Origin of the sequence: Nocardiopsis xinjiangensis YIM 90004, from assembly GCF_000341145.1 — a bacterium.
Classification (GTDB): Bacteria; Actinomycetota; Actinomycetes; order Streptosporangiales; family Streptosporangiaceae; genus Nocardiopsis; species Nocardiopsis xinjiangensis.
In genome coordinates this window covers 1-26,361 of record NZ_ANBE01000035.1, presented here as the reverse complement: position 1 = coordinate 26,361, position 26,361 = coordinate 1, and the positions used below count along the sequence as shown (strand labels likewise).

General features: G+C 70.6%; 19 protein-coding genes and 1 pseudogene. 10 read left to right on the top strand and 10 right to left on the bottom strand.

The features are described from left to right. Window positions 1-62 precede the first annotated feature (62 nt). Window positions 63-1,040 carry a hypothetical protein gene (locus D473_RS0117195; protein ID WP_241474813.1) on the bottom strand — a complete coding sequence of 326 codons (978 nt, stop codon included), beginning with the start codon at window positions 1,038-1,040 and terminating at the stop codon, window positions 63-65. Between the two features lie 261 nt (window positions 1,041-1,301). On the opposite strand from D473_RS0117195, the gene D473_RS24995 reads away from it, so the two are divergent. From D473_RS24995 to D473_RS0117175, 4 genes are all read left to right on the top strand, one after another. Continuing rightward, the gene (locus D473_RS24995; protein WP_017610288.1) at window positions 1,302-3,839 is read left to right on the top strand and encodes an ATP-binding protein; all 2,538 of its coding nucleotides are present in this window, start codon (window positions 1,302-1,304) and stop codon (window positions 3,837-3,839) included. Continuing rightward, window positions 3,820-4,497, top strand: a complete 678-nt coding sequence (locus D473_RS0117185) for a response regulator (RefSeq protein WP_017610287.1) — start codon at window positions 3,820-3,822, stop codon at window positions 4,495-4,497. Before D473_RS24995 ends, D473_RS0117185 begins: the two co-directional genes overlap by 20 nt. 157 nt (window positions 4,498-4,654) lie before the next feature. Then, window positions 4,655-5,455 (top strand): alpha/beta hydrolase, encoded by an 801-nt coding sequence (locus D473_RS0117180; protein ID WP_017610286.1) that lies wholly within the window; start codon window positions 4,655-4,657, stop codon window positions 5,453-5,455. A gap of 137 nt (window positions 5,456-5,592) precedes the next feature. Next, window positions 5,593-6,885, top strand: a complete 1,293-nt coding sequence (locus D473_RS0117175; protein WP_017610285.1) for an MFS transporter — start codon at window positions 5,593-5,595, stop codon at window positions 6,883-6,885. Between the two features lie 66 nt (window positions 6,886-6,951). Here D473_RS0117175 and D473_RS0117170 read toward each other — a convergent pair whose 3' ends face one another. The 3 genes from D473_RS0117170 to D473_RS0117160 all read right to left on the bottom strand — a co-directional run bounded on the left by D473_RS0117170 (window position 6,952) and on the right by D473_RS0117160 (window position 9,608). After that, window positions 6,952-7,926 (bottom strand): coiled-coil domain-containing protein, encoded by a 975-nt coding sequence (locus D473_RS0117170; protein WP_017610284.1) that lies wholly within the window; start codon window positions 7,924-7,926, stop codon window positions 6,952-6,954. Window positions 7,927-8,173: 247 nt separating this feature from the next. After that, complete coding sequence (gene def, locus D473_RS0117165; RefSeq protein ID WP_017610283.1) at window positions 8,174-8,731, bottom strand: peptide deformylase; 558 nt, start codon at window positions 8,729-8,731, stop codon at window positions 8,174-8,176. Window positions 8,732-8,795: 64 nt separating this feature from the next. Then, window positions 8,796-9,608, bottom strand: a complete 813-nt coding sequence (locus tag D473_RS0117160; RefSeq protein WP_017610282.1) for a nucleotidyltransferase domain-containing protein — start codon at window positions 9,606-9,608, stop codon at window positions 8,796-8,798. A gap of 785 nt (window positions 9,609-10,393) precedes the next feature. Between D473_RS0117160 and D473_RS0117155 the strand changes: the two genes are divergently transcribed. Both D473_RS0117155 and D473_RS0117150 read left to right on the top strand, forming a co-directional pair. Next, window positions 10,394-11,071 (top strand): sirohydrochlorin chelatase, encoded by a 678-nt coding sequence (locus D473_RS0117155; RefSeq protein WP_017610281.1) that lies wholly within the window; start codon window positions 10,394-10,396, stop codon window positions 11,069-11,071. 188 nt (window positions 11,072-11,259) lie between these two features. Then, window positions 11,260-12,177: an aminoglycoside phosphotransferase family protein gene (locus D473_RS0117150; protein ID WP_017610280.1), complete on the top strand. Its 918-nt coding sequence runs from the start codon at window positions 11,260-11,262 to the stop codon at window positions 12,175-12,177. A gap of 985 nt (window positions 12,178-13,162) precedes the next feature. Here D473_RS0117150 and D473_RS24990 read toward each other — a convergent pair. The 3 genes from D473_RS24990 to D473_RS0117135 all read right to left on the bottom strand — a co-directional run bounded on the left by D473_RS24990 (window position 13,163) and on the right by D473_RS0117135 (window position 17,099). Continuing rightward, on the bottom strand, window positions 13,163-14,176 hold the full coding sequence (locus tag D473_RS24990; protein ID WP_017610279.1) for a CPBP family intramembrane glutamic endopeptidase: 1,014 nt from the start codon (window positions 14,174-14,176) through the stop codon (window positions 13,163-13,165). A 233-nt stretch (window positions 14,177-14,409) separates the two neighbouring features. After that, the gene (locus D473_RS0117140; protein WP_026127048.1) at window positions 14,410-15,177 is read right to left on the bottom strand and encodes a M48 family metallopeptidase; all 768 of its coding nucleotides are present in this window, start codon (window positions 15,175-15,177) and stop codon (window positions 14,410-14,412) included. 47 nt (window positions 15,178-15,224) lie between these two features. Then, window positions 15,225-17,099 (bottom strand): amidohydrolase, encoded by a 1,875-nt coding sequence (locus D473_RS0117135; RefSeq protein WP_017610277.1) that lies wholly within the window; start codon window positions 17,097-17,099, stop codon window positions 15,225-15,227. Between the two features lie 498 nt (window positions 17,100-17,597). Here D473_RS0117135 and D473_RS24985 point away from each other — a divergent pair. Beyond that, window positions 17,598-18,686 (top strand): annotated as a pseudogene (locus D473_RS24985) (acyltransferase family protein); the annotation flags it as partial. 211 nt (window positions 18,687-18,897) lie between these two features. Here the strand turns inward: D473_RS24985 and D473_RS0117125 are convergent. Then, the gene (locus D473_RS0117125) at window positions 18,898-19,821 is read right to left on the bottom strand and encodes a CDP-alcohol phosphatidyltransferase family protein (protein WP_017610275.1); all 924 of its coding nucleotides are present in this window, start codon (window positions 19,819-19,821) and stop codon (window positions 18,898-18,900) included. A gap of 234 nt (window positions 19,822-20,055) precedes the next feature. Between D473_RS0117125 and D473_RS0117120 the strand changes: the two genes are divergently transcribed. After that, on the top strand, window positions 20,056-21,495 hold the full coding sequence (locus tag D473_RS0117120) for a GuaB1 family IMP dehydrogenase-related protein (protein WP_017610274.1): 1,440 nt from the start codon (window positions 20,056-20,058) through the stop codon (window positions 21,493-21,495). A gap of 101 nt (window positions 21,496-21,596) precedes the next feature. Here D473_RS0117120 and D473_RS0117115 read toward each other — a convergent pair whose 3' ends face one another. Together D473_RS0117115 and D473_RS0117110 are read right to left on the bottom strand one after the other, a co-directional pair. Further along, a complete protein-coding gene (locus tag D473_RS0117115; RefSeq protein WP_017610273.1) occupies window positions 21,597-22,379 on the bottom strand; it encodes an endonuclease V in 783 nt (260 codons plus the stop codon). 58 nt (window positions 22,380-22,437) lie between these two features. Beyond that, window positions 22,438-23,283 (bottom strand): M23 family metallopeptidase, encoded by an 846-nt coding sequence (locus tag D473_RS0117110; RefSeq protein WP_017610272.1) that lies wholly within the window; start codon window positions 23,281-23,283, stop codon window positions 22,438-22,440. Window positions 23,284-23,493: 210 nt separating this feature from the next. On the opposite strand from D473_RS0117110, the gene D473_RS0117105 reads away from it, so the two are divergent. Further along, window positions 23,494-24,372, top strand: coding sequence for an ATP-binding cassette domain-containing protein (locus D473_RS0117105; RefSeq protein WP_017610271.1), 879 nt, complete (start codon window positions 23,494-23,496; stop codon window positions 24,370-24,372). Continuing rightward, window positions 24,359-26,361: YhgE/Pip domain-containing protein (locus tag D473_RS0117100; protein ID WP_033353538.1), on the top strand; the 2,003-nt coding region annotated here is incomplete at its 3' end. The genes D473_RS0117105 and D473_RS0117100, both read left to right, overlap by 14 nt.

Genomic DNA, 26,361 nt, shown 5'->3' with positions numbered 1-26,361 from the left:
GGGGCCCGGCGCGTGGCGGGGGTGCGCATGAGCCGTCCTCGAGCGCACCCCCGTCCGAGCTCCTACGGCGCCTCGTTGACGTCCTGGACAGAGCTGCGGACCTGGCCCCCGAGGGCCTCGAGGTCAGCGATCCCCGTATCCGGCTCGAAGGAACCGGAAGCCGGCCGCCCTGCGAAAATCACGAAGAAAGCGTTCTCCTCACGGAAAAAGACAGTGGACATGTCCGGCATGTACTCCTCCGAGCTGGGCATCGCCATGACCGCACCTTCGTCACCCAGGGAGCTGTACTCCCACATGGCCTCGCCCGGGGTGTCGATCATGTCGCTGTCGCCGGACGGCCGGCCCAGCTCACCGGGCTCCAGTTCCGACTCCAGATCCTGCAGCTCTTCGGACATGTCCTCGATCGAGTCATCGAAACCCGTGGAACCGGGTTCGTAGATCTCGACGAAGACCTGCACAGCGTGCTCGTAGTTCTCCACCGAACCGTAACCGACCGAGCACTCCAGCGTGTGCGAGCCGTCGGTACCGCCGCCCTCCTCGTACTCACCGTCGATCTGGACGCTCTCGCCGTCACCGAAGGACTCGAAATCCTCCTGGGACAGGATCGAGTCGCACTGGTCCTCGGCCAAGGTCCCGTAGGTCGTCGACCCGAAGAACACGGCGACACCGACGAGCGCGCCGATCAGGATCACGACACCGCCGACCGCGCCGCCGATGATCAGGCCCTTGCGGCCGCCGGAACCGCCGGTACCGCCCGGAGGCGGCGGCTGTTGCCCGTACCCGGGCGGGGGCGGGCCCTGCGGGGCACCACCGTAGGGGCCACCGGGTGGGGGTCCCTGCGGGGGCTGCTGTCCGTATCCCGGGGGCGGACCCTGTTGCCCGTAACCGGGAGGTGGGCCCTGCGGGGGCTGTTGCCCGTACCCGGGAGGGGGGCCTTGCGGCGGCCCACCCTGGGGCCGGCCGGGGTAGGGGCCGGGCTGTTGGGGACCGTGGGGACCCTGGTTCGGACCGTAGGGGCCCTGAGGGGGCGGAGCCGACATGGGTGGGGTACTCCCGATACACATCGTGGGGGGCGTTACAGTGCTGCTGCCTCGACCGGGCGGGCCGGGACCGAGAGCTTCTCACGGCGGAGCCCGGGGAACCGCCGCCTCACGTGGGATGGCCGAAATCGGCCGAAGTTGCCGAGGAAGACGCGTGGTGCTGCACACGGACAGCGAGGCCCGGAGGGGCGGCCGACCGGTTCCGAGGGACCGGGCGGATCGTATCGGAGAACGTTCCGCGCGCTTCCCACCGCCCTGACAATGGATGCCGTGGCACGAGGAAAACTCCGCATCTACCTGGGATACGCGCCCGGCGTCGGCACCACCTACAGCGCACTCACCGAGGCACACCGAAGGGCCGCGTACGGCGCCGAGGTACTCGTCGGCGCCGCGGTCACACACGGACGGCGGCACACCGGTGCGCTCCTGGAGGGGCTGAGCACGATGCCCCTGCACGAGTCCGGGTCGATGGACGTGATCGCGGTGATCGCGCGCGTCCCGGACCTGGTCGTCGTGGACGAGCTGCACCGCACCAACCCGCCCGGAGCGCGCAACAGCACCCGTTGGCAGGACGTGGAGGACATCCGGTCAGCCGGCATCGACGTGGTCACCACGGTCGGTATCGAGCACTTGGAATCCCTCAACGACGTGGTGGAGGAGATCACCGGGTCCCGCCCCGAACAGACCGTCCCCGACCAGTTGGTGCGCGGCGCCAGCGAGGTCGAACTGGTCGACGCCTCCCCGCAGGAGCTGCGCAGGCGCATCGCCCAGGGGGACCTGCTCCCGCCCGAGCGCCTGGACGCCGCGTTGTCCGACTACTACCGGGAGGGCAACCTGGCGGCGCTGCGCGAGCTGGCCCTGCTGTGGACCGCCGACCGGGTCGAGGAGGGCCTGGCCCGGTACAGGGGCGAACACGAGATCAGTGTGACGTGGGAGGCCCGCGAGCGTGTGGTGGTGGCGCTGACCGGGGGCCCGGAGGGTGAGACGCTGATCCGCCGTGCGGCCCGGGTCGCGGCACGCTCGCGCGGCGGCGGCCCCCACCCCAGCCACCTGTTGGCTGTGCACGTGGTTCCACCCAACGGGCTGACGGGGACACCCACCGACGACATGTTGCGGCAGCGGCGTCTGCTGGCCGAACTCGGTGGCACCTACCACCAGGTCGTGGGGAGCGACGTGCCCACGGCGTTGTTGGAGTTCGCCCGCGGGGTGCACGCCACCCAGATCGTGCTGGGCTCCTCACGCCGCCCGACCTGGCAGTACGTGCTGGGTCCGGGGGTGGGCGCGATGGTGGCCCGCGACTCCGGCGACATCGACGTGCACATCGTCACCCACGAGGAGGTCGGCAGCGGGCGCTGGCCCTTGTCGCAGCCCGGGCGCGGCCTGGGTGAACACCGCCGGGTCGTCGGGTGGAGCCTGGCTCTGTTGGCACCGCCCCTGCTGTCGTTGACGCTTGCGCTGCCGGCATTCGACAACATCGGTCCGGCCTCGGAGTCGCTGCTGCTGTTGTTCATCACGGTGGCCACGGCCGCGGTGGGCGGCCTGCGTCCGGCCCTGGTGTCCGCGCTGTGGAGCGCGCTCCTGCTGACGGTGCTGCTCTCACCCCTGCACGGGCGTCCCTCGATCTCGGTGGACAACCTGTTGGCGTTGGCGGCCTTCACTCTGGTGGGCACGTTGGTGGCGCTCGTGGTGGAAGTCGCGGCGCGCCGGGCTGCGCAGGCCGCCCGGGGACGCGCGGAGGCCGACGCCGTCTCCCTGCTGGCCGGGAGTGTGCTGGCGGGCAACGAGCCCCTGCCTGCGCTGCTGCGGCGTATCACCGAGACCTTCGGGCAACGGTCGGCGGCGTTGTTGGAACGTGTGGACGGTGGCGGCTGGCGTGTGGCCAACAGTGTCGGGGCGCCGGTGTGCGAGTCCGAGGAGGACGCCGACGTCCTGGTCACGATCAACGACGGGTTGAGCCTGGCTCTGAGGGGGCGCGTGCTGCCGGCTGCGGACCGGGGTGTGCTGTGGGCCTTCGCCGCGCACATCGCCATCGCTCTGGAGCAGCAGCGGTTGGAGTGGGACGCGGCCGAGGCGCGTGGGCAAGCGGCCGGCAACCGGATCCGCACTGCGCTGCTGGCGGCGGTCTCGCACGACCTGCGGACCCCGCTGACCTCCATCAAGGCGAGCCTGTCGAGTCTGCGCGCCACCGACATCGAGCTCACGCCCCAGGACCGCGACGACCTGTTGGAGACCGCGGAGGAGTCCACGGACCGCCTCAACCAGCTCATCGACAACCTGCTGGACATGAGCCGGGTGCACACCGACAGCGTGCGTCCGAAACTGCGCGCGGTGGGGCTGGAGGAAGTCGTGCCCGCCACACTCTCGGGGCTCCCCCGCGGGGCAGTACGGGTGGACGTGCCCGACGACCTACCGCGTGTGCACGCCGACGCGGGTCTGCTGGAACGCGCGGTGGCCAACGTCGTGAGCAACGCGGCGCGGCACAACCCGGATCCGTCGATCCCGGTCCTGGTCAACGCCAGTGCGCACGGCAACGAGGTACAACTGCGCGTGGTCGACCGCGGTCCCGGTGTGTCGGACGAGGGCAAACAACGTATGTTCGAGGCCTTCCAACGCCTCGGTGACGCCCCGCAGGGAACGGGCGTCGGGTTGGGCCTGGCGGTCGCACGCGGTTTCGTGGAGACGATGCAGGGCGGGCTCACCCCGGAGGACACCCCGGGTGGCGGACTGACCATGGTGTTCACGCTGCGTGCGGTGGAACCGGAGGACGAAGGGGGAACCGGTGCGGGTCCTGGTCGTTGACGACGACGTGCAGATCATCCGGGCGATGCGGATCAACCTGCGGGCGCGCGGGCACGAGGTCGACACTGCCGAGGGTGGTGCTGTCGCACTGCGCCTGGCGACGCAGAACCGCCCGGACCTGGTCCTGTTGGACCTGGGGCTGCCGGACATGGAGGGGCTGGAAGTGATCCGGCGCCTGCGCGGGTGGACCCGGGTCCCGATCATCGTGCTGTCGGCGCGGCATTCGGCCGGGGAGAAGGTTCGGTGCCTGGACTCGGGTGCGGACGACTACGTCACCAAACCGTTCGGGATGGATGAGCTGCTCGCGCGGATGCGGGCGGCCGAGCGGCGGTCGGCGTCGGAGGAGGCCGCACCGGAGGTGTCGACGTCGGCGTTCACGGTGGACCTGAGCGCCAAGTGTGTGTCGATCGGTGGCGAAGAGGTGCGGCTGACACCGACCGAGTGGCACATCCTGGAGATCCTGACGCAGCACCCGGGGCATCTGGTGAGCCAGCGCCGGTTGTTGCAGGAGGTGTGGGGCCCGGCGTACCGGAGTGAGACCAATTACCTGCGGGTGTACATGGCGCAGTTGCGGCGGAAGCTGGAGCCCGATCCCGCCCATCCGCGATTCCTCATCACCGAGGCGGGCCGCGGGTACCGGTTCGAGACCGACCTCTGACGGGGCGCAGGCACCACAGGGAACCTGCGCCATCGGCCCTGGCCCGGGTGCGAACTCCGGGGTGAAGGATCCGTGGCCGGTCGGGACCGAGATCTGACAGTGGCATCCCGCACTCCCGTGGGGTCGAAGAGTGCTCCGGTCCGGCTCGTGGGGCAGGATGGAGAGCGTGTCCGATGCGCTTGAGCAATCACTACGGGACGGCGAACACCGCTACTGGCTGACCACCTCCGACGGGGTCGGGATCGACGCAGTCCTTCTGCGCGGTGCCGAGGCCCGGACGACGGCCGTGGTCCTCGCCAACGGTTTCACCGGTACCCACCGCAACCCGCACACGCGCACGATCGCCGAGACGATGTACGCGATCGGCGACGTCATGACCTTCGATTTCCGTGGCCATCACGGCTCCGAGGGACGAAGCACCGTGGGCAACTCCGAGATCCACGACATGGAGGCGGTGCTGGTGCGCCTCCGGGAGCTGGGCTACGAACGTGTGGTCACGGTCGGCTTCTCCATGGGCGCGGCGGTCGCGATCCGGCACGCGGCGATCTTCGGCGGCGTGGACGCGGTCGTGGCGGTCAGCGGCCCGAGCCGTTGGTTCTACCGAGGGACCCGCTCGATGCGCCTTCTGCACGTGGGTATCGGTAAGCGCGCGGGGCGTTTCTTCCTGCGTACCTTCCGCAAGGTGCGTGTCATCGACCGCAAGTGGAGTCCCCGCCCGGCCGAGCCGCGCGAGATCGCCGGGGAGATCTCCCCCACGCCGCTGCTGGTGGTGCACGGCGACGCCGACACGTACTTCCCCACCTCACACGCCACCGCCATCCACGCTGCGGCACGGGACCCCAAGGACCTGTGGATCATTCCGGGCATGGGCCACGCCGAGCGTGCGGTCGAGGCCCGGCTCGCCGAGCGCATGCGGGACTGGATCACCGAACGGCTGCGGAGGATCTCGGAGGGCTGAGCCGGGAAGGGCCGAGCGGGTCCGCGCGGAGCGGGACCGCCGATCCCGGCGAGTATCCGCACACACGTACCGGACCGGTCGGGACCCCCATCAGGGCCCGCATGGACAGCTCTGAAGGGCTCGACTAGAAAGGAAGGATGATCCGACCCCGCCCTTCTTCGTCCGGCTCCACCGGATTCGTCCCCGGGCCCACCCAGCTCCCCGGACTGCGCGGGCGCGGGTTCGCCCTGCTCATCGCCGCCACCGCCATCGGACTGTGCGGGTTCGCCGCCGTCCTGCCGCTGGTGCCGTTGTGGGCCACCCGGGGCGGGGCCGGTGAGTTCGGGGCCGGCACCACCACCGCTGTGTTCATGCTCACCACGGTCCTCACCCAGCTCGGCATGCCCTGGCTCCTGGACCGCGGCGCCTACCGCTGGGCCTTCCCCGTCGGATCGCTCATCCTGGGGCTGCCCACACCCCTGTTCGCCGCCACCACCGAACTCGGCCCGCTCATCACCGTCTCCGCGGTGCGCGGCATCGGCTTCGGCATGGTCACGGTCGCGGGTACGGCGCTGGCGGCGCGACTGGTCCCGCGCGCCCAGGTCGGTCGGGCCACCGGCCTCTACGGGCTCGCGGTCGGGCTGCCGCAGGTGGTGATCCTGCCCGGAGGCGTGGCCGTGGCGCTCGCGGTCGGGTTCGGTCCCGTCTTCTGGGTGACCGGCGTGACCGGCGCGGTCGCCGCGGTCCTGGCCTCGGGGATCTGGTTCGCCGACGGCGGGCGCAACCGTCCGGCGCTGCGTTCGGCCCCCACGACCGGGACCCCCGCCTCCCGCGCCGATGATCCCCGGGGCCTGAGACTGTGGGCGGCGCTGGCCTCCCCCTTGCTCATGATGCTGCTGGTCGCGATCTCCGCGAGCAGCATCGTGACCTTCCTCGCGATCCCCTTCGAGCAGGCCGCCTGGCTCGTGAGCGCCGCGCTGGCGGTGTACGCGCTGTGTGTGGTCGTGGGCCGCTGGACCGCCGGCGCCCTGTACGACCAGTACGGACGCACGGTCCTGCTCATGCCCGCGATGGTGTCGGGCGCGCTCGGCATGGGGTTGGTGACCGCCGCCATGTGGTCCGACGTGGGTACCGGACAGCCCGGCCCCGCCACGGCGGCGTTGATCCTGGGCGGGGCCGCATTGTTCGGGCTCGGCTTCGGCTCGGTGCAGAACGACACCGTGACGATCATGCTCGACCGCGCCGGTCCCTCCGGGCAGGGGCGGGCCAGCGCGGTGTGGAACATCGGTTACGACGCCGGCACCGGGGCGGGCGCCATGGGTCTGGGCCTGCTCATCCAACTGCTCGGCTACGGGCCCGCGTTCGCCTTCACCGCCGTCGCTCTGCTCGCCCTGGTACCCCTGACCCTGCGCACGGGGACACGGAGGCCGCCCGGGACCGTGCACCGCTGACTGCTCCCGCGGGCCTCGGACCGACGGGGCGGACCTCCGGGGGTTCCGCCGGTCCCCGCGCGGGCCTCAGGTCAGCGACGACACGTGCACGTGGTCGAAGTGGTTCTGCGTCAGGCCGCCGCGGTCCTCCATACCACTCCACTGCCGGCTACCGGTGTGCCAGATCTGCTGTTCCCAGATGATGTAGTCGATGCCCAACCGGTCCGCGTTGTCGATCGCGTACTGGGCGATCTGTGAGCCGAGCTGACGGTTCTCCTCCGAGGGCATGGCACCGTTGGCGCTCATCATGAAGTCGCAGGCGCGGCCATCGCCGTGGTCGTCGGCGCTGGGCCGGTAGCAGCCCGTGGGGTAGGGCTGGTTGAACTGGCCGATGATGTCGTCGCGGATCCCGGCCATCGTCGGGGTGACGTCGTCGAAGCCGGGACCGCGGGCGTCGTCGGGGACACTGCCGTCACCGTCGCCGGGGTTCTGTGCCGCCTCCTCGGCCTCCAGCTCCGCGATGCGCTCCTCGACGTCGTCCTTCTGTTCCTCGAGCTCCTCGACGAGTTCGGCGGCGTCCTGGAGCTCGGTGTTGAGCTCCTCGGTGACCTCTTCGGCCTCGTCACGGGTGTCGATGAGATCGGCGATCTGCTCGGCCTGTGACTCGCCCAGGTAGGTGGCGTTGGCCGCGTCGGTGAACATCCGGTCGGGGGCGCTGTCGAAGACCACACGCAGCGCCGGGTCGACGGCCCCGTCGACGTAACGGGCGTGCGCGATCTCGGAGACGGTTCCGCGGGAGGAGTCGAGGCGTTCCTCGATCTCCTCCAGGTCGGTCTCGGCCTCCTCGACACGGTCCTTGATCTCACTGAACTGGAGGAGTTCGCCGTTGTAGGACTCCTCCAGTTCCTCTGCGCGCTCGGTGAGTTCGTCGATGTCGACGTCGTCGGGGTCGGCGTGTGCGACACCCGCGACCGGCCCGACGAGGAGGGCGGCGCTGAGGGTGGTGAGGACGAGGAGACCCCGCTTGGTGCGCAGGGCGAAGCTTCGGGGAGAGGATGTCATGTCGGCTCCGTGGATGGTCTGGACACATCCGGTCGCCCGCGGCCGTGGAGGGTCAGAAGAGGGGTGGAGCCGCGGAGCCGGGAGGTGCTCAAGAGACCATACGAGATCTGGGCGTTACATACCTGGTGCGTCGAACACCGGGCTTGTGGACTGCGCGGGGATGTGTCCAGAACATACCCTTTGCCGAGGACCGTCCGTGCCCACCGGGGCCGGCCCACCGGCAGGACCGTGAACAGGTTCACCCTGGTCAGGCGCCACCGAACGCGCTCGGCAGGGCGGTTCCCGGCTGCGGCTCGGTGCCCTGGACACCGGAGAGGAACCAGTCGGAACGGCGGATGTCACGCAGCGCCCGCTTGCGGTCCTCCTTCGGCAGCCGGTCGATGTAGAGCATGCCGTCGAGGTGGTCGGTCTCGTGCTGCAGGCACTGGGCCATGAGGTCGGTGCCCTCCACCGTGACGGGCTCGTTGCGCACGTCGACACCAGTGACGACCGCCCGGCGCGCACGCTTGGTGCGGTACCAGAGTTTGGGGATGGACAGGCAGCCCTCGTCGCAGTCCTGGAGCTCGTCGGAGAGCTCCACGATGCGCGGGTTGATGATGTAACCGACACGGCCGTCGACGTCGTAGCTGAAGGCGCTGAGACCCACACCGATCTGAGTGGCGGCCACACCGGCACGCCCCGGGGCATCGACGGTGTCGAGGAGGTCGCGGACCAGATTCTCGGTGTGCCGGTCGAACGAGGTGACGGGCGCGGTCGGGCTGGTGAGTACGGGGTCGCCGAAACGGACGATGGGACGCATGCTCATGAGAACAGGTTAAGCGGCCCCACAGACAGGCGATCCGCGTCCCTGCCCCGCCGACCGGACCGGCTCAGGTGGCGAGCTTCCCGCGCAGGGACTCGTCCAGGACCATCTCGATGTAGTCCAGCGCGGCCCTGCGGCGGGCCAGGGCGCTCTCGTACAGGGACGGCCCCTGGGAGGCGCGGCGCACGCGCAGGCACTCGTTGACGATGCGCTGCCATTTCTGCGGAAAGGCGTGCAGAGCGTAGGCGCCCGCACCGGACTTGGAGGTGATCTCGCCGGTCCTGAGCGTGAAGTGCAGGCGGCTGACGCTGAGCACGCTCCAGGACGGGGCGAGGGAACCCAGCGCAGCGAGCCCGCGCGGGGTGATCAGGCGGCCGGCCTTCTCACGCCAGCGCCGCCACTGCTCGTCGAGCGAGCCCAGCGACCAGGCGCGCAGGCTCTCCGGCTCGTCCCACACGTCGAGTTCCAGGGGATGGGGCCCGCGCACGGTCACACCGCGCTCGGCGAGGACGTGCCAGGTCACGGGGTTGACGTCCTGCTGGGCGCGGGACCGGAAACGCCCCCCGACCACCGAGGCGACGGGGCCGCAGGCGGCCGGGTCGCGGATGAGGTCGCCCCAGGTGACGTGGACCCCGTTGAACTGGGGGCGGGGCATCTCGCTGCGCGTGCGCACGTGGGCGCGGCGCAGGCGATCGGCCTCGTCGGCACCGGGGCGGCGGTCGGTGACCACCACGAAGTCGACGTCGCTGGTGTGGAGACGGAAATCGCCGAGCGCGACCGAACCGGTCAGGTACAGGCCGCGCACGAGGCCGGGTGCCTCCTGGTCGGCGTGGAAGAGGAAGGTCTGGGCCAGCGTCTGCACCCGAGGGTGGACGGCCATACTCACTCCAGTCTGGATGGTTCGTCGTAGGTCGTGCGGGCTCCGGCGAGAGCCGAGGTGGCGGGGACCCGGGGCGCCGTGCCGCACGGATGTGACCCGTGTGGCTCGTGGCACCGACGGTGGCGTGTTGTGTCCGACCGGTGCGCGGTGTCCGCTCATCTCCAAGTTTGAGTGCGCTCGAGTGAGTTCGCAAGTGATCGCGCCGCACTCACACCCTGTCTCCCCACGTCAAGTGGTGTGTGGCCGCAGCGAGGAAGGGGAGCCCACACCCTTGTCGCGGGAAGGTCGATTGTGGTATTCGCTTCCCCGGCGCGACGACTTCGGGTGGGCGCGCCCCTGTCCGGACCACCCTCCGTGCCGACGGGGAGGCTTTCGGCATGTGCACATGCCTCATGCGAATGCACAGGAATTCCTTGTGGATATCTCTCTGGAGAGACCGGAAAACGCCACTCCCCCCACACGAGTCACGTTCTACCAACGAGTAATGAGTTCTCGGGCTCATTTTGTGGACTTCCACACGGGGCCGCGTAACATCAACACAGGTGAGAGGGATCATCCCGTTTTCCGCCGAAGGCCCATGAAGCGTGAACCGCCGTCGCCGCCCCGGACGACCCTCTGCATTTCGACGATCGTTATGGTTCACCAAGCCCTCCCCAGGAGATAACCAAACCAACCATTCTCTGCTGTTCCCCTCCATGAAACGCGGGGGAACTCGGACAAAACCGCACCTGTTTACGCTCGGTGTGCGACCGCAGAGAGTACGCAGCGATCCCAAGGAGCCGTGCATGGTCCCCACGATGGTCCTCGTAGCCGACGACTCCCGCGACACCCAACGCCTGGAAGCCCTCCGCGGTCTGGCCGACGCGGTCGCCGAACGGGGAGAGGTTCCCGTGACCCCCGCCTTCGGCGCCCCCGACGAGGTGGCCGCCACCGTCCACGGGGTACAGGGTCCCAAGGTGGTCGTACCGGCGTTCGTGGCGGGCGGTGACGTCGCCAGTGCCCACATGCTCTCCCGCATCGGGCTGCCGGAGCTGCGCGACTCCTGCCACACCCCTCCCCTGGGCGCCGTGCCCTCCATCGTCGCGGACATGGCCACGCGCCTGGCCGGATCCGGATGGAACCGCCAGGACGGGGTCGTGCTGGCCGCCGACGGCGCCACCGGTACCGATGAACGCACCGTGGTCGCGGACGTGGCGCGCATGCTCAGCCGGCGCCTCGGTTCCCCCGTCCAGGTCGGTTATCTGCGCACCTGGGCGCCCTCGGTCTCCGACGCCGTGGACCGCCTGCGGCGTGGCGGGCGCGGCAACGTCGCCGTGGCCGCCTGGCGCATGGTCGACGGGCCCGATTTCGACCTGCTGCGTTCCCTGGACGTCACCGCGATCACCTCACCGCTGTGGCCCTCCGAACTGGTCGTCGACACCCTGCTCGCCCAACACCGGACGGCCAAGGGCCGGCTCGCCTGATCCACGGGCACCGTTATCGCCGGACCGGGCGCGGGTAGGGCCGTGGATGGCGGGAACCTCCCGCACAACAGCACCGTCCCGTGAACGGGGCACCCCGGTCGCGGCCCCTCCGCGGCCGGACGGGGCTCACCGCCCGGGCCCGCGATGCGCGGCCGGAAAGGCGGTGTGGGCGAACCTGAGGTGAATGCATGAGTGACGTCACAGAGCGGTGGGTCGGCGAGGCACAGCGCCGCCGGCTGGAACGGCGCTTCGGTGCCCACGTCGGCGACTGGTTGGCCGAGCTCCCCGCCACGCTCCGGAAACTCGCCACGGTGTGGGACCTGGCCCTGCAGGACCCGGCGACCCCTGGCGGACGCACCTCCGTGGTCGTGTACGTGACACTCGCCGACGGCCGCCAGGGTGTCCTGAAGCTCTCCCCCGACCACGGCTTGGCCCACTCCGAAGCACAGATGCTGCGGATGTGGGCCGAGTGCGGCCGGGTGCCCGAGGTGTGGGGGATGGACCGCGGCCACGGTGCGATCCTCATGGAACGGGTCCAGGGCCGTTCTCTGGCCGCCGGGGACGTGCTGCCCCCGATGGCCACGATCGGCACGCTCATCCGGGAACTGCACTCCGTGGACGGCGAACCGGAGCACCTCGCGGAGTTGCGGCCGCTCACGGCACGTGTGCAGTTCATCTTCGACATGTGGGGGCGTGAACGCACCGAGGGTCCGGCCGCCGGCGTCGTACCGCCCACGGTCGTGCATCAGGGGTTCAACCGAGCGCGCGAGCTCGCCAACGACGACGTCCACGCGGTGCCCCTGCACGGCGACCTGCATCCCGGCAACGTCATCGACGGCGGGGCGCGCGGCCTCGTGGCGCTCGACCCGCGCGCGTGCGCCGGCGACGGTGCCGTCGACGCGGTGGACTGGATCATGTGGCGGATCACCGACCCCGCCCAGGCGCAGCAGCGCGCCGAGGAACTCTCCGACACCATGGGTGTGGACGCGGGGCGGATGCTCGACTGGGCGCGTGCCTTCGCACCGTGCCTCGCGGTGGCCATGGCCAACCGGGGCCGGCAGCAGAGCAAGGAATTCGACACGGTCATGGAACTCGCCCACGGCTAGGCCCGCTCAGTCACACAAAGGGTTCAGCCCCAGCGCAGGTGCACGGCGCCAGGTCTCCCCAGCCACAAGAAACCTGGATGCTCAGCCACGTGAGGGGCTCAGCCCTCAGTGCAGGTGCACGGTGCAGGTTCTCCCCTCCCCCACAGGTGACAGGTTTGCTCAGCCACAGCCCTCGCGCGGTGCGTCGCCCCTTGGGCCGAAGGCCCCCCTTGCGCGTTCCGCGCGGTGGCCTCCCCAGCCCTCCTTACGCGGTATCTGGACGCCCGGAGCCCCTCAACCACTCATGCACGGGGGACGCGTGAGCCCGCGCCTTGCCCTTGAGCTCAACCGGGGGAAGACCCCTCCCCACAGGAATGGGAGAAGGCATGCGCAGAGCCGCACGCCAGGGGGGTGAACCCCAGCCACAGACAAAGCCCGACCCCAGGAACGGGGGCACAGGGACACTGACGGGAACCACGAACACGCCCTGAAAAGAAGAGAAGAGGAAGAGCCCGAAGAGAAGAGAGAGTCCGGAGCGAGGGAGGCCTGGCACCGTGCACCTGCCTTGGGGCTGGGCCCCTCGTGTGGTTGAGCAGAGACACCCCCTGGGGCGGGGGTCCGTGTCTAGCTCTTCCCTCTTCTGCGGGGAGGGGCCTTGCCCCGGTCGAGCCCAAAGACACGGTGCGGGCTCACGCGCTTCTGTGCCCGGACGGCTGAGGGGCTCCGGGCGTCCAGAGACCGCGTACAGAGGGCTGGGGAGGCCACCGCGTGGTACGCGCGGAGGCTCCGGGGTTTCCGTGGCACCGGGGGCGCGCACCCCGCGTCGACTGTGGCTGAGCAAACCTGTCACCTGGGGGGAGGGGAGAGACTGCACCGTGCACCTGCTCTGGGGGCTCGGCCCTTTGTGTGGTTGAGCAGGCCTGTTTCTTGTGGACCGGGATACCCAGCACCGTGCACCTGCGCTGGGGCCCGGCCCTTCCCCCCGGTCGAGCGGGGTTCCAGCGGTTCACGTGTTGCGGCGGTCGTCCCGTGGATCGTCGAGCATGTCCCAGTACGCCTGGGGGTGGTCCCCGTTCAGCCGGTCCCGGCTGCCGGGACCGCCCCCAGGCGTCCCTGACGCGCCGGTTCTCCCAGCCGCCCGGGGGGCAGCCCCCTCGGCGTCGACGACGGCCTCCTCCCCCGTGTCGGGATGGTCCTCGTAGTAGTACTCGTCCTCGTAGTAGTCGTCGTACCAGACGTCGTCGGGCGCCGCCGAGACGGGCGGGAAGACCATCGACCGGATGTTGAGCGCCACGTGCACGGCGATCGGCACCCACAGGCTCCCGGTTCCCAGGTACAGCACGGTGAACAGGGTCCCGGTCAGCGCCCCGTGGGCCGCGCCCCACCATCCCTGGTAGACGTGCGCGAGCGAGAACAGCAGGATCGACAGCAGCGCGGCCGCGAACAGGGGCAGCCCCATGCTCGCGACGAGCGTGATGAACAGGCCCCGGTACAGCAGCTCGGCGAAGAAACCGCCCGTGACGGCGGTGCCCGCGGCGCTCGCCTGCTCGGCGCGGGTGCGCGGGTAGAGCAGCTCCTCGACCCTGCGGCCGGGCTCGGGCAGGGTCATGGGGCGGTCGGCCGCGCGGCGTCCCTTGTGGGTCCCGCGCTTCTTCCCCCCGGGCACGCGTTCGGCGAGTTTCGCGGGCAGCAGCCGTTCCCTGCTGGGCATGCCGTTGACCAGCACCCAGAACAGCGCGAGCGCGACCAGGCCGCCGATCGCACCGCCCACGACGGGACCGACCGCATGGGGCAGCCGCAGCCCGAGGTCGTTGGCGGCGAGCCCGGGCGAGAGCACGACCACGAGCAGTACGAGCAGCCCCCACAGGACGTGCACGCCCATGGTGACGGCGTGGAGCAGCTTCAGGGATCGTTCGTCGTCGAAGCGGCTACGGGACAGCCAGGCGTAGGCCCGGCGCCCGAGCAGGGGTTCCCCGACCGCCGCGAAGAAGAGCAGCAGGACCGTCAGAAGAGTCCCCACGAGGCTGACTTGAGGGAATGTCTCGGACCATGGCACGGGGCAATGGTAGGGGCGATCCGCACCTTTTCGTACCGGCTGGATCACATGCCGGCGTCCACGCCTGTCGGGACGCGCTGCGGAGAGCGCGAACGCCGGGAGTCGCGCATGGCACATCCGGGCATGGGCCGACCACCGGGCCGAACCGAACGAGCCGGGCCCACGTCAACACCCGGTCCGGACGGCCCGGCCCCTGGTCACAGGAGCCGGCCGGGCCGGCTGCGGTCGGCCAGCGCGGCGAACCGGAAGGTGTTGACCGGGTGGCTGGACAAGAGGTTGACCAGCAGCACGAAGAATCCGGCGTCCGTGTGGGCGCGGGCGGCGATGTCGTCGAAGTCCACGTCGGGGTAGAGGTATTTGCCGGCGGCCAGGACCTGGAGCATGTGGCGGCCCTCGGGGCAGAAGGCGTAGGCGTGGTTGTCGGCGGTGTACTCCTGGGCACGCCCCAGGGTGCTGCCGAGCCCGGGGATCACGTTGGCCACGGAGATGCCGAACTGGCGCCAGAAGGAGGTGTGGCCGGCGGCGATGTGGCCGACCTCGTGGCCGATGACGAACCGCAGGGCATCGGGGTCCTGCAGGCGGCCGCCGACCTCGAACAGGTCACTGTTGACTGCGACGTAGCGGCGCTGCCCGTGTCCGGACGCGAACGCGTTGACGACACCGTTGCCGAGTACGACGTAGGCCTCGGGGACGCGGGGCATACCGAAGTGTTCGGCGGCCTCCCGCACCATCCGGTGGGCATCGGGGAACTGTTCCTCGGTGATGCGCACGCCGTTGACGCGTTGGAGGGCGTACAGGTATCCGCGCACGAAGAAGACCAGCAGCGGGACGCTGAGCAGCAGCAGCGGCTGGTCGGGGGCCCCGGACAGAAAACGGCTGACCGCCCCGAGGACGGCCAGACCGGTGGCGGCCACGCACACCGCGAGCGCGATGTTCTCCCGCGGGTGGCGCAGCCGCCGACGCAAGCGGGGGTCGCCCCAACCCCAGCGGGCAGAACGGTCCCCGTGTGCGTTCAGAACCGGTGGCCGTGGTCGGGCCGGCCCTCGTCCTCCTCCGGCGGAGGCGGGGGCCCTTGCTGTGCACTGCCCTCGGGCGGCGGGCCCGAGTAGGCCGGCCCCGACGGCGGGGCCGGCGGCGGCTCCTGGCCGAGCTCTTCCCCCTCCTGCAGGTACCGGTCCATGTCGGCCGGGTACGTGGACTCGGCGTGCGGCGGGTCGACCGCGGTGCCGCCCGGGTCCGGGGCCTCCCCGCCGGGAACCTCGCTCCAGGAGGAGGACGCGGCGAGGAACGGGTTCTCGTAGGACTCCTCGGACGCGGGCGGCGCGGGCTCACCCGGTTCCGCTCCCCCGGGCCGCGGTCCGTCCGGCACGGGCTCACCCATCGGCGGGGCGCCCGGCACCGGCCCGGCCTGGACCGGCTCGGGCATCGGCGGGTGGTCGGTCAGAAATTCGGGCTCGGGGGGCAGGGCGTCCGGCGGGGTGGGCTCGGCCGGGACGTCGACCGGTGCGGGCCCGGGCACGGCGGCCCCCGAGGGTTCCTCGTCCGCCACGGCCACGGGCACGGAGTCGGGGTTCTCCTGACCGAGGTAGGCCAGGGCCGCCACGGTGATGGCGGCGAGCCCGGCACGCAGCGTGGGTTCGCGCGCAGGGGCGAAATAGGGCGAGTGGTTGCTGGGGACGTTGCCCATCTTCTCGTAGGGCGTGCTGCCGGGAGCGGACTCCCACACGTCGTGCGGGGTGGCTCCCACGAACCAGAACACGTACGGGATGGGCTGCGTGTCGCCCGGGAGCCCGAAGGCGCAGAAGTCCTCGGTGGCGGGTGAGGGGTCGGGCAGGTGGATGACGTACTCGTCGCCGAAGTAGGCGTGGTGGGCGGAGGCGACCTCGTTGGTGCTGGCGGGGTCGTTGAAGGTGGCCCCGCTGCCCTGGAACCGCTCCACCTCGGGCTCGCGTCCGGCACCGGAGGCGGCGGCCTCGGCGCGCACGATACGTTCGATGGCCTCCTCCAGTTGGAGGGACACGTTGTCGTTGAGCGCCCGGGTGCTGATCTCCAGGTAGGCCTCGTCGGGGATGATGTTGGCCTTGGTGCCGGCCTGGACACGGCCGACGGTGAGCACCGCCATCTCGCTGGGGCTGACCTCGCGGGAGACCACACCCTGCAGCCGGGAGACGACGTTGGCGGCGATGAGCACCGGGTCGACGGTCGTGTGCGGCTGGGAGGCGTGCCCGCCCTCGCCGAAGATCCGGACCCGGTAGGCATTGGCGGCGCCGAGGATGATGCCGGCCCGGTGTGAGATGAGCCCGGCGGGCTGGGGCCCCAGGTGCTGGCCCAGGACCACGTCGGGGCGGCCGAAGCGGTCGTAGAGACCGTCGTCGATCATGCCCTGGGCGCCGTCGAGGGTCTCCTCGCCCGGCTGGGCCACGATCATGACGGTGCCGGCCCACTGGTCGCGGGTCTCCGAGAGCAGGTCGGCGGCGCCCACGAGGCAGGCGGTGTGTGCGTCGTGCCCGCAGGCGTGCATGACGGGCACGTCGGCGCCCTCGGCGTCGTCGCCGCGGGCCGTGCTGGCGTAGGGCAGACCGGTCTTCTCCTCCAGCGGGAGTGCGTCCATGTCGGCGCGCAGCATGACCGTGGGTCCGGCTCCGTTGCGCAGGACGCCGACGACGCCGGTGCCTCCGATGCCTTTGTGCACCTCGTAGCCGGTGCGGGTGAGCCACTCGGCGACCCCGCTGGCGGTGCGGTGTTCGGCGTGGGAGAGCTCGGGGTTCTTGTGGAGGTCGACGTAGAACCCCTCGACGAGCGGGAAGATCTCATCGAGGAGTCGCATGACCACACTCCCGTGCTGAGCTGCACGGTTGGGGTCCACCGCGTGCGGCACGGTTTCCACCGCCTTCTTCGTTCTCGACTGGGGCAGTCGCCTGTTCGGGGGCACCTGTACTCCTCCGCAGCTTAGCCGCGCCGGGGCACCGGCCCACAGCGGCATGGCCACCACGGGGCTGCACGGGCCCTTACTCCCATGGGTTAGGGTCTGCACACGGAAAGCGACCCCGTGCCGTGCTTCGGCCGATCACACTCGCCCCGCCACCGCGGATGATCGACATGTGATTTTTCTGGAACTTTCCACCGATTCGGGTTCACCACTGGAAGCCTCCACCACATCACCGTATGGTAACGGGGCACGATGTGGACAGATCCCGTGAATCGGCTGGTGTCCCCCTCGCGCACCACGCGGCACCGACAGCGTTCGCCCCTCGACGGTCCCGGCCCCGTACCGCAGCCGACGCATCGCGAACGTCCCTGCCCAAGACATCCCGAACCTCGGAGTCCTTCTGTGGCCTCATCCACGACCAGTCCGGCGTCCCCGCAGCCTGATCCAGGGCACGGCGTGAGTCGCGCCCCGGGCTCCGCCGACAGGCCCGAGCGGGCCACCAAGGCCCCGGCCCGCGATTCCCGCCTGGACAACGCCAAATTCATCCTCATCGCCCTGGTCGTGTTCGGCCACGCGATCGAACCGCTCCGGGACTACGCGCCCACCCAGGTCCTCTACTACTGGATCTACCTCTTCCACATGCCCGCGTTCATCATGATCAGCGGGTACTTGTCGAGGAACTTCGACGCCTCCTCCAACCGCGTCGAGAAAGCGGTCCTGACCCTGGCGGTCCCCTACCTCATCTTCTGGGCCGTCCACCAGAGCATCTACGCGGTCGACGAAGGGCTCCCGGACTCCATGTCGGTGCTCACGCCGACCTGGTCCCTGTGGTTCCTGATCGCCCTCTTCCTGTGGCGCCTGAGCGTGCCGGTCTGGAAGCGGCTGCGCTGGCCCGTGACGATCGCGGTGGTCATCTCGGCCTTCGCCGCCACCGCCGACCTGGGCGCCACCCTCTCCCTGGGCCGCGTGCTCAGTTTCCTGCCCTTCTTCGTGCTGGGTCTGGCCCTGCGCAAGGAGCACTTCGCCCTCCTCGACCGCGTCTGGGCGCGTGTCGGTGCGGTGGCCGTCTTCGCCGTCACCTTCGCCTTCGCCCTGTTCATCGCCAACGAAGAGCTCAGCCGCGAGTGGTTGTTCTGGCGTGAGAGCCTCACCGACCGCGACATCGACCCGCTGCTGCCGAGCATGGCGATCCGTCTGATCTTCATGGGGATCGCCCTGGCGATGTCCTTCGCGATGCTGGCGCTCACGCCCAAGAAGCGCACCTGGTTCACCAAGCTCGGCGCCTACACGCTGTTCGTGTACCTGGGCCACTCCGTGGCGCTGCTCCTCCTCAAGACCTCGCCGTACTACGACTTCTTCGAAGGCACCGGCCCGATCGGCCTGGTTCTGACCACCACGCTCGCCGCGGCCCTGACACTGCTGCTGTGCGCCCCCTGGGTGCGCAAGGCCATGAAGTGGGCCGTGGAGCCCCAGCCCACATGGTTCCTGCGCGGGGACGACCAGCAGCCCCCTGTCCGCTCCGCCGCGATGTCCGGCTCGGGCCCCTCGGACGAGTCGAACAGACCGGAGGACNTCCGGCCGCCGGTGACGGCAACGGCTCGGATCCGCGCCCCGGCTCCTCCTGACCCGTCCGGGCTCGCCCCGCGGCGTGCCCCGCATACGACGAGTGCCGTGCCGGTTCCCCGAGGGGATCCGGCACGGCACTCGTGTGTCAGGGGCGTGTGTCAGCGGACCGTGGAGCGGGTCCGGTGCGGGCTCAGCTGCCGCCGTCGGGGACCGGCCCGCCGGAAACGGCCAGGGCCTGCATGCGCGATTCGAAGCGGCGGGTGTCCTTCCACAAGCGCAGTACGAGCACGGCCTCGAAGAAGGACAGCGCCAGGACCGACAGCACCGCCACCGGGATGATGAGGCTGTTGAGCGGCGTGAACAGCGACACCAGGACCGTGGCCGGCGCAACCACGCACAGGAACATCTCGAACTCGATCCCGCTGAACAGGTGCGGGCGCACCCGGTGCCGCGCCAGGGCGGTGCGCACCCGCGGGTAGAGCCCGGTCGGTCGCGCGGCGGCGCCGCTTCCTGCCGGCTCGGAGCTTCCGGGGTCCGCGTTCTCGGGATCCCCGTCGGAGTCCTGTACGGCGGGGTCGGGCCGGCCCTCGGCCTCGGCCAGCTTCTGGTTCATGGTGCGGCGGGTCTTGGCGACCTGCGGGCCGTTGAGGTAGCGCAGCAGGTCGAAGAAGACCACCACGGGCGCCACGATCAAGTACGCGACCTCCCCCGCGGCCAGCCACTGACCGATCAGCAGGGCCATGACACAGCCGAAGAAACGGATCCGGTCGAAGACGAAATCGACCCAACTGCCGAACAGCGAACCGGTGCCCTTGAGCCGGGCGATCTTGCCGTCCATGCAGTCCAGGACGAAGCTCAGGTGGAACAGCAGGGCGCCCACGAGCAGCCACGGCCAGCCGCTGCCGACCGTGAACACGGGCACGAGGAAGGCGAGGGCGGACAGCAGGCCGAACACGCCCGCCCCGGCCGTCAACTGGTTCGGGGTGATGGCGGTCCGGTTGGCGGTCCACACCACCAGGCGTCCGGCGAGCGGGTCCACGAGATAGACCGTCCACCAGGCGTCCTTCACCTTGTAAGTCTCGTCCTTGACCTGCCTCAGAGTGAAACGCGTCATAGATGTGGGTTCTCCAGAGCGCCCCACCGCCACGGCACGAAAGGACATGGCACCGGATCCAGGGCGGCCAAGGGGCATCAACGAGCGGGGTCCGAGACATCATTGCAGACGAGGTGTCGACCGACCTAATCAATGCACGGCATAATCGACAGGTAAGCGGGGGATCAACAGGCGGCCGCTCGCGTCAGACGGCGGATGGTCCACCCCCTTCGGTCCCGACCAAGGTATGAGGCATTGCGTTTTCTCAACGACCAGGTCCCGCAACACGACCTGACCTACAGCGACGTGTTCATGGTCCCGGGCCGCAGCGCTGTCGGCTCCCGGCTGAGCGTGGACCTGTCGTCCACCGACGGAACGGGCACCACGATCCCGCTCGTGGTCGCCAACATGACTGCGGTGGCGGGCCGCAGGATGGCCGAGACGGTCGCCAGGCGCGGCGGCATCACCGTCATCCCGCAGGACATCCCGATCGACGTGGTCTCCGAGGTCGTCGCGTGGACCAAGCAGCGCCACCTGGTCCACGACACCGCCATCACGCTGAACCCGACGAGCACGGTCGGTGAGGCGCTCAACCTGTTGCCCAAGCGCGCGCACAACGCCGTGATCGTCATCGACGAGGCCAGTCGCCCCGTCGGTGTGGTCACCGAGGCCGACTGTGCGGGTGTGGACCGCTTCTCCCAGCTCCGGGACGTGATGTCCACCGAGCTGCTCACCGTCCCGGCCGGCACCGAGCCCCGTGAGGCCTTCGGGATCCTGCACGACTTCCGGCACCGGCTCGCCCCGGTGGTCAACGGCGACGGCGCCCTGCAGGGCGTGCTCACCCGCACAGGCGCGCTGCGTTCGACCCTGTACACCCCGGCGGTGGACGCCGGGGGCAGCCTGCGTGCGGCCGCGGCCGTGGGCATCAACGGTGACGTGGAGGGCAGGGCCGCCGAGCTGCTCGCGGCCGGGGTGGACGCCCTGGTCATCGACACGGCGCACGGGCACCAGGAGAAGATGCTGTCCGCGGTCGCCAAGGTGCGGTCGCTCTCGCCGGGTGTGCCGATCGTGGCGGGCAACATCGTCACTCCGCAGGGCACCCGCGACCTCATCGAGGCCGGCGCCGACATCGTCAAGGTCGGGGTGGGCCCGGGCGCGATGTGCACCACACGCATGATGACGGCGGTGGGGCGCCCGCAGTTCTCCGCCGTCCTGGAGTGCGCCGAGGCCGCCCGTGAACTGGGCGGGCACGTGTGGGCCGACGGCGGGGTACGCCACCCGCGCGATGTCGCACTCGCGCTGGCCGCGGGCGCCTCCAACGTCATGGTGGGGTCGTGGTTCGCCGGCACCTACGAGTCGCCGGGCGATGTCATGCGCGACGCCGAGGGCCGCCAGTACAAGGAGAGCTTCGGGATGGCCTCGGCGCGTGCGGTGCGGCTGCGCACCTCCGACGACTCCCCCTTCGACCGGGCGCGCAAGGCCCTTTTCGAGGAGGGCATCTCCACGGGCCGGATGTACCTGGACCCGGAGCGCCCGAGCGTGGAGGACCTGATCGACCAGATCGTGGCGGGTGTGCGCAGTTCCTTGACGTACGCGGGCGCCACGTCGCTGCCGGAGTTCGCCGAGCGGGCCGTGGTGGGCGTACAGAGCTCGGCCGGCTACAACGAGGGGCGCCCGGTGCACACGAGCTGGTGACGCGCGTTCCTGGATTCCCATGAGGGGGCCGACCCGGCGGGTCGGCCCCCTTCGTCGTGTCCGGCCGGGGGAGCCCGTGGCCCGGTGGCCGAGGGTCCGTGTCAGCCGGCCGACCGGTCCTGCGCCCGTTCCTGCTCGTAGTCCTTGCGGCGTTCGCCGCAGAGCCGGTCGGCGTGGCGGATCGGTTCGGGCACCCGGTACTTCGGGGAGAGCCGCAGGACGAGGTCGGCCGAGCCGGCCAGGTCGACGCGGTGCCCGACGGAGACGTAGACCGGTTTGACGCGCTCACGGGTGCGCAGGACCCGGCCGATGACTTCGGCGCCCTCCTCGGCCAGGCGGGCGGAGTCCCCGACGACCTCGGAACGGCCGGCGACCATGGGCGTCCACGATCCGCGTTCCTCTCCGGGGACACTGTGACGGCCGTGGAGCACCGACTTGGCGGAGCCGACGACGGGACGGTCCAGGAGCACGCCCAGGTGGCTGGCGACCCCGAACCGGCGCGGGTGGGCCAGGCCGAACCCGTCGCAGATGAGCACGTCGGGGGTGATGGTGAGCTCGGCCAGGGCGGTCAGTACCGGGGGCAGTTCACGGAAGGCGAAGAGCCCGGAGATGTAGGGGAAGGCCACTTCGGCGGTGACGGTGACCCGCTCGACGACCTCCAGGGTCCGGGCGTCCATGACGACGGCGGCGGCCGCGAGGGCGGGATCGTCCTTGGCGTAGCTGACGTCGAGCCCGGCGACCAGGCGCACGCCGTCCACGTCCAGGGGTTCCTCGTGCACCCGGTCGGCCATGCGGCGCTGGAGCGCGGCTGCTTCCTTGGGGTCCTCGGGCCAGCGTTCGGGGTCGTCCAGGACCCGTGCCGCGAGCTCCGCGATCTGTGCCATCTCGTGCCTCCCGGATGCGTGTGGGACCGTCTCTTCCCATCCAACCGCACCGCAGGCCCTACCGGCGTTCGGACACCGAGAAGACGGTGCCGTCGGCCGGGACGCCGACACCGCGCCAGGTGAAGGGCACACCGACGGCCAGGCGGGGATCGGCGGCGTCCATGAGCTGGAAGTGCAGGTGGGGTTCGCTGGAGTTTCCGCTGTTGCCGCAGCCGCCCAACACCTGGCCGGTACCGACCCTGTCGCCGGGGCGCACCCGCACCGATCCCTGCCGCAGGTGGGCGTAGAGGGCGTACACACCACCGCCGAGGTCCAGGACCACGTGGTTGCCGAGGAGCCGGTGGGCGCCGAGGGCCTGGCGGAGCAGGCCCTCGACGAGCATGTAGAGCAGCGCCGGGTAGGTGCCGCGGCTCAGGTGGTCGCGTGCGCCGTCCTCCACGTGCACGACCTCGGCTCCGGCGACGGCGAGCAGGGGCCGACCGAAAGCGGGGAAGGCCTCGTTGCGGCGCATGGGCGGCCACCACGTGGACGCGGGACGTTCCTCGGAGTCGACGATCAGGTCGATGGCGTACTCCTGCCCCAGGAAACGCACGCCGTGGCTCGGAACCTTGTCGGCAGGGCCGTTGAGCGCGAGCCATTCCCCCGTGACCGGAGCCTCCACCTCGACCGGCTCGTGTGCGGCCTGCCGGCGCCCGGAGCGCAGCCAGAGCGGAACGCCGGCGTAGAAGGGCACGGCGAGGGCGACCAGGAGCAGGAACCAGGGTCCCATGGCGCCGCCGAGGACGATGTCGACGGCGATCACCGCGAGCAGCACGGGGACGGTCCAGCCGTGGGCCCTGATCAGGCACCACCGCAGCCGTCTTCCCGCGCGCCCTCGCTCTTGCTCCCGTGCCACGTCTGCCACCCCTCAGTTTTTCCAATATCTACGTAAGAGCGTAGTTCCGTGCCATCCGAGGCGCAAGGGCCGCACAGGCACCCTGCGCAGGCCGCCCCGCCGATCGCCCTCGCGCTGTGCCCCACCACACACCACCGAACGCGCGAGGCGCACCGCGACAGGAGTAACGTGAACCCGCTGGTTTTGTACTGACTGGTCAGTTCAAAAAGGAGGGCAGTCATGCGATGGGCCACCGGGGCCCGGGTCCGGGCGGAGGGCCTCACGCTCACCACACGCGAGGGTCCCGTCTACACCGACGTCGGCCTCACCGCCCGGCCGGGCACCCTGACCGTCTTCCAGGCCGACTCCGGTGGGGGACGCAGCGCTCTGCTGCTGTCCCTGACCGGTCGGATGCGCCCCACCGCCGGGAGCCTGCACGTGGACGGGTTCGCGCTGCCGAAGCAGGCACGCAAGGTGCGGCGCATCAGCTCGCTCGGTCTCATGGAGGACGTCAACGCGCTGGACGAACGGTTGCGCGTACGCGAACACCTCACCGAGGCGGTCATGCTGCGCAACCGCCCGGCGGGCCGCGGCCTGGTCGACCGGGCCGTCGAGGCCGCCGACGTCCCCGACCTCGACCGGGGCAGCTTCACCAAGGACCTGACCACGCTCGAACGCCGCCGGCTGGGGCTGGCACTGGCACTGATCGCCGAGCCCCGCCTGCTCGCGGTGGACGACGTCGACGGCGGGCTCGGCAGCGGCCACCAGGCCCACTTGTGGCGCACCCTGGCCCGCCTGGCGGAGGAAGGCCTCACCGTCGTGGCCACCTGTGCCGATCCCCGCGCACTGGATCCGGTGAGCGGACCACTCGTGGAGGGACCGATCACGATCCGTCAGGAACCCGCTTCCGGACCGGAGCGACCGGAGAAGACCGAGAAGTCCGCCCGGCCGGAGAGAGCCGCCCGGCGCGAGAGGACCGGGCGGACCGGGAAGGCCGGCCGCTCCGAGCCCGTGGAGAAGGGCGGGAAGCCGGACCGGATCGAACGGCTGCGGCAGCGCAGCCTGCTGCGCCGCGGCGAGCGCCCGGGAGGTGACCGTGTCGACGATGCGCAGGCGTGACGCACCCCGCGTGCGATGGTTCGCCGTCCCCCGGCTGGGGCTGCTCACGATGTGGTCGTTCCTGCGGTCCCCGCTCACCGTGGCGGCGCTGGCCGCGCTCGTGCTCATCCCCCTGCTCTACTCCGGGATGTACCTGTGGTCGTTCTGGGACCCCTTCGACCGGGCCGAGCACCTGCCGGTGGCCCTGGTCAACGAGGACGAGCCGGTCGAGGCCGGCGGGGAGCAGGTCGACATCGGCGGCGAGCTGACCGAGGAGCTCCTGGACCGCGGCGACCTCGACTGGCGCCCGGTGGACGCCGACGAGGCCGCCTCGGGGGTGCAGGAGGGCGAGTACTACGTCTCCCTCACCATCCCCCCGCACTTCAGCGAGGACCTCACCTCGCCCTCCCGCGACCACGAGGACCCCACCCGCTCCCTGCTGGTGGCCAACTACAACGACGCCAACGGCTACGTCGTGCGCCAGATCACGAGCAGCGCGTTCAAGGAGATCCGCGAGGCGGCCGCGCAGGAGGCCATCAGCGGCTACTTCGACGAGATCTTCGTGGGGTTCAACGACGTCCAGGGCAAGACCGAGGAGGCGGCCGAGGGGGCGGGGGAGCTCTCCACCGGCGCCGGCGACGCCGAGGAGGGCTCCGGTGAGCTGTCCGAGGGCGCAGGAGAGGCCCATGAGGGGGCCGGAGATCTGGACGAGGGCCTGACCGAGCTCCTGGAGGGCTCACGCACCCTGGCCACGGGCACCGAGACCGTATCGGAGGAGATCGGCGGCCAGGTCGAGCGCCTCGACGAGTTCGCCGACGAGTGGCAGCCGCGCCTGGAGGAGGACGTTCCCGCCCTTCAGGAACGGGCCGAGTCGGTCGCCGAGGTCTCCGGGGAGCTGTCCACCGCTCTGGAATCGCTGCCGGAGGAGACCGAGACCGAGGAACTGGCCGACCTCGACCGGCGCCTGAGCGAGTTCCTGGAGGAGAACCCGGAACTGGCCGACGAGTACCCGGAGGCGCACGGGATCCTCGTCGACGTGCAGGACGGCCTCGGCACCGCCCTGTCGCTGGCGGGCTTCGTGGAGGACCACCGTTCCGACATCGACGACGCCGCCGAGACCGCGGCGACGGTCAGCTCGACCGCCTCGGCCCTGGCCGAGGACCTGCCGGGCCTGGTGGAGGATGCCGGCACGGCCCGCGAACGCGCCGAAGAACTCTCCGAGGTCCTGGACGAGATCTCCACCGGAGCGGGCGATCTGCGCGAGGGTCTGGACGAGGCCTCCTCGGGCGCGAGCGATCTCGACGAGGGGCTGGGCTCACTCAGCGGCGGAGCCTTCGAGCTGCACGAGGGCCTGGGAGAGTTGGCGGGCGGTGCTGACGAGCTCGCCGAGGGCCTCGACGAGGGGGCCGAGGAGGTCCCGACCTACTCCGAGCGGGGCCGGGCCGACGCAGCGGACATGATGAGTGAACCGGTCTCCTTGGACAGCGAGATCGACAACGAGGCCCCCGACTACGGGACCGGCTTCGCCCCGTTCTTCGTGCCCCTGTCGCTGTGGGTGGGCGCGATGATGGTGTTCATGGTGCTGCCGGCGCTGTCGTCGCGAGCGTTGTCGTCGGCCGCCCCGTCCTGGCGAGTGGCGTTGGCCGGCCGGATCGTACCGCTGATGCTGGGTTCCGGCCAGGTCCTGGTCATGATGGCGGTGCTCAGCGGGGGGCTGGGGCTCTCGGCGCCGAACTGGCCCGCTCTGATCGGGTTCCTGCTGCTGACCTCGGCGGCGTTCACGGCCACGGTGCAGTACCTGAACGTGAAGTTCGGTTCTGCCGGGCGTGTGGTGGCGCTGGTTCTGCTGGTCCTGCAGCTGACCTCTGCCGGGGGCACGTATCCGACCGAGACGAGTCCGGCGTTCTTCCAGGAGATCGGACCGTACCTGCCGCTGTACTGGGCGGTGACGGCCGTGCGTCAGCTGCTGGCCGGGGGTGAGACGTTCCTGGTCCTGCAGGCGGTCGGGGG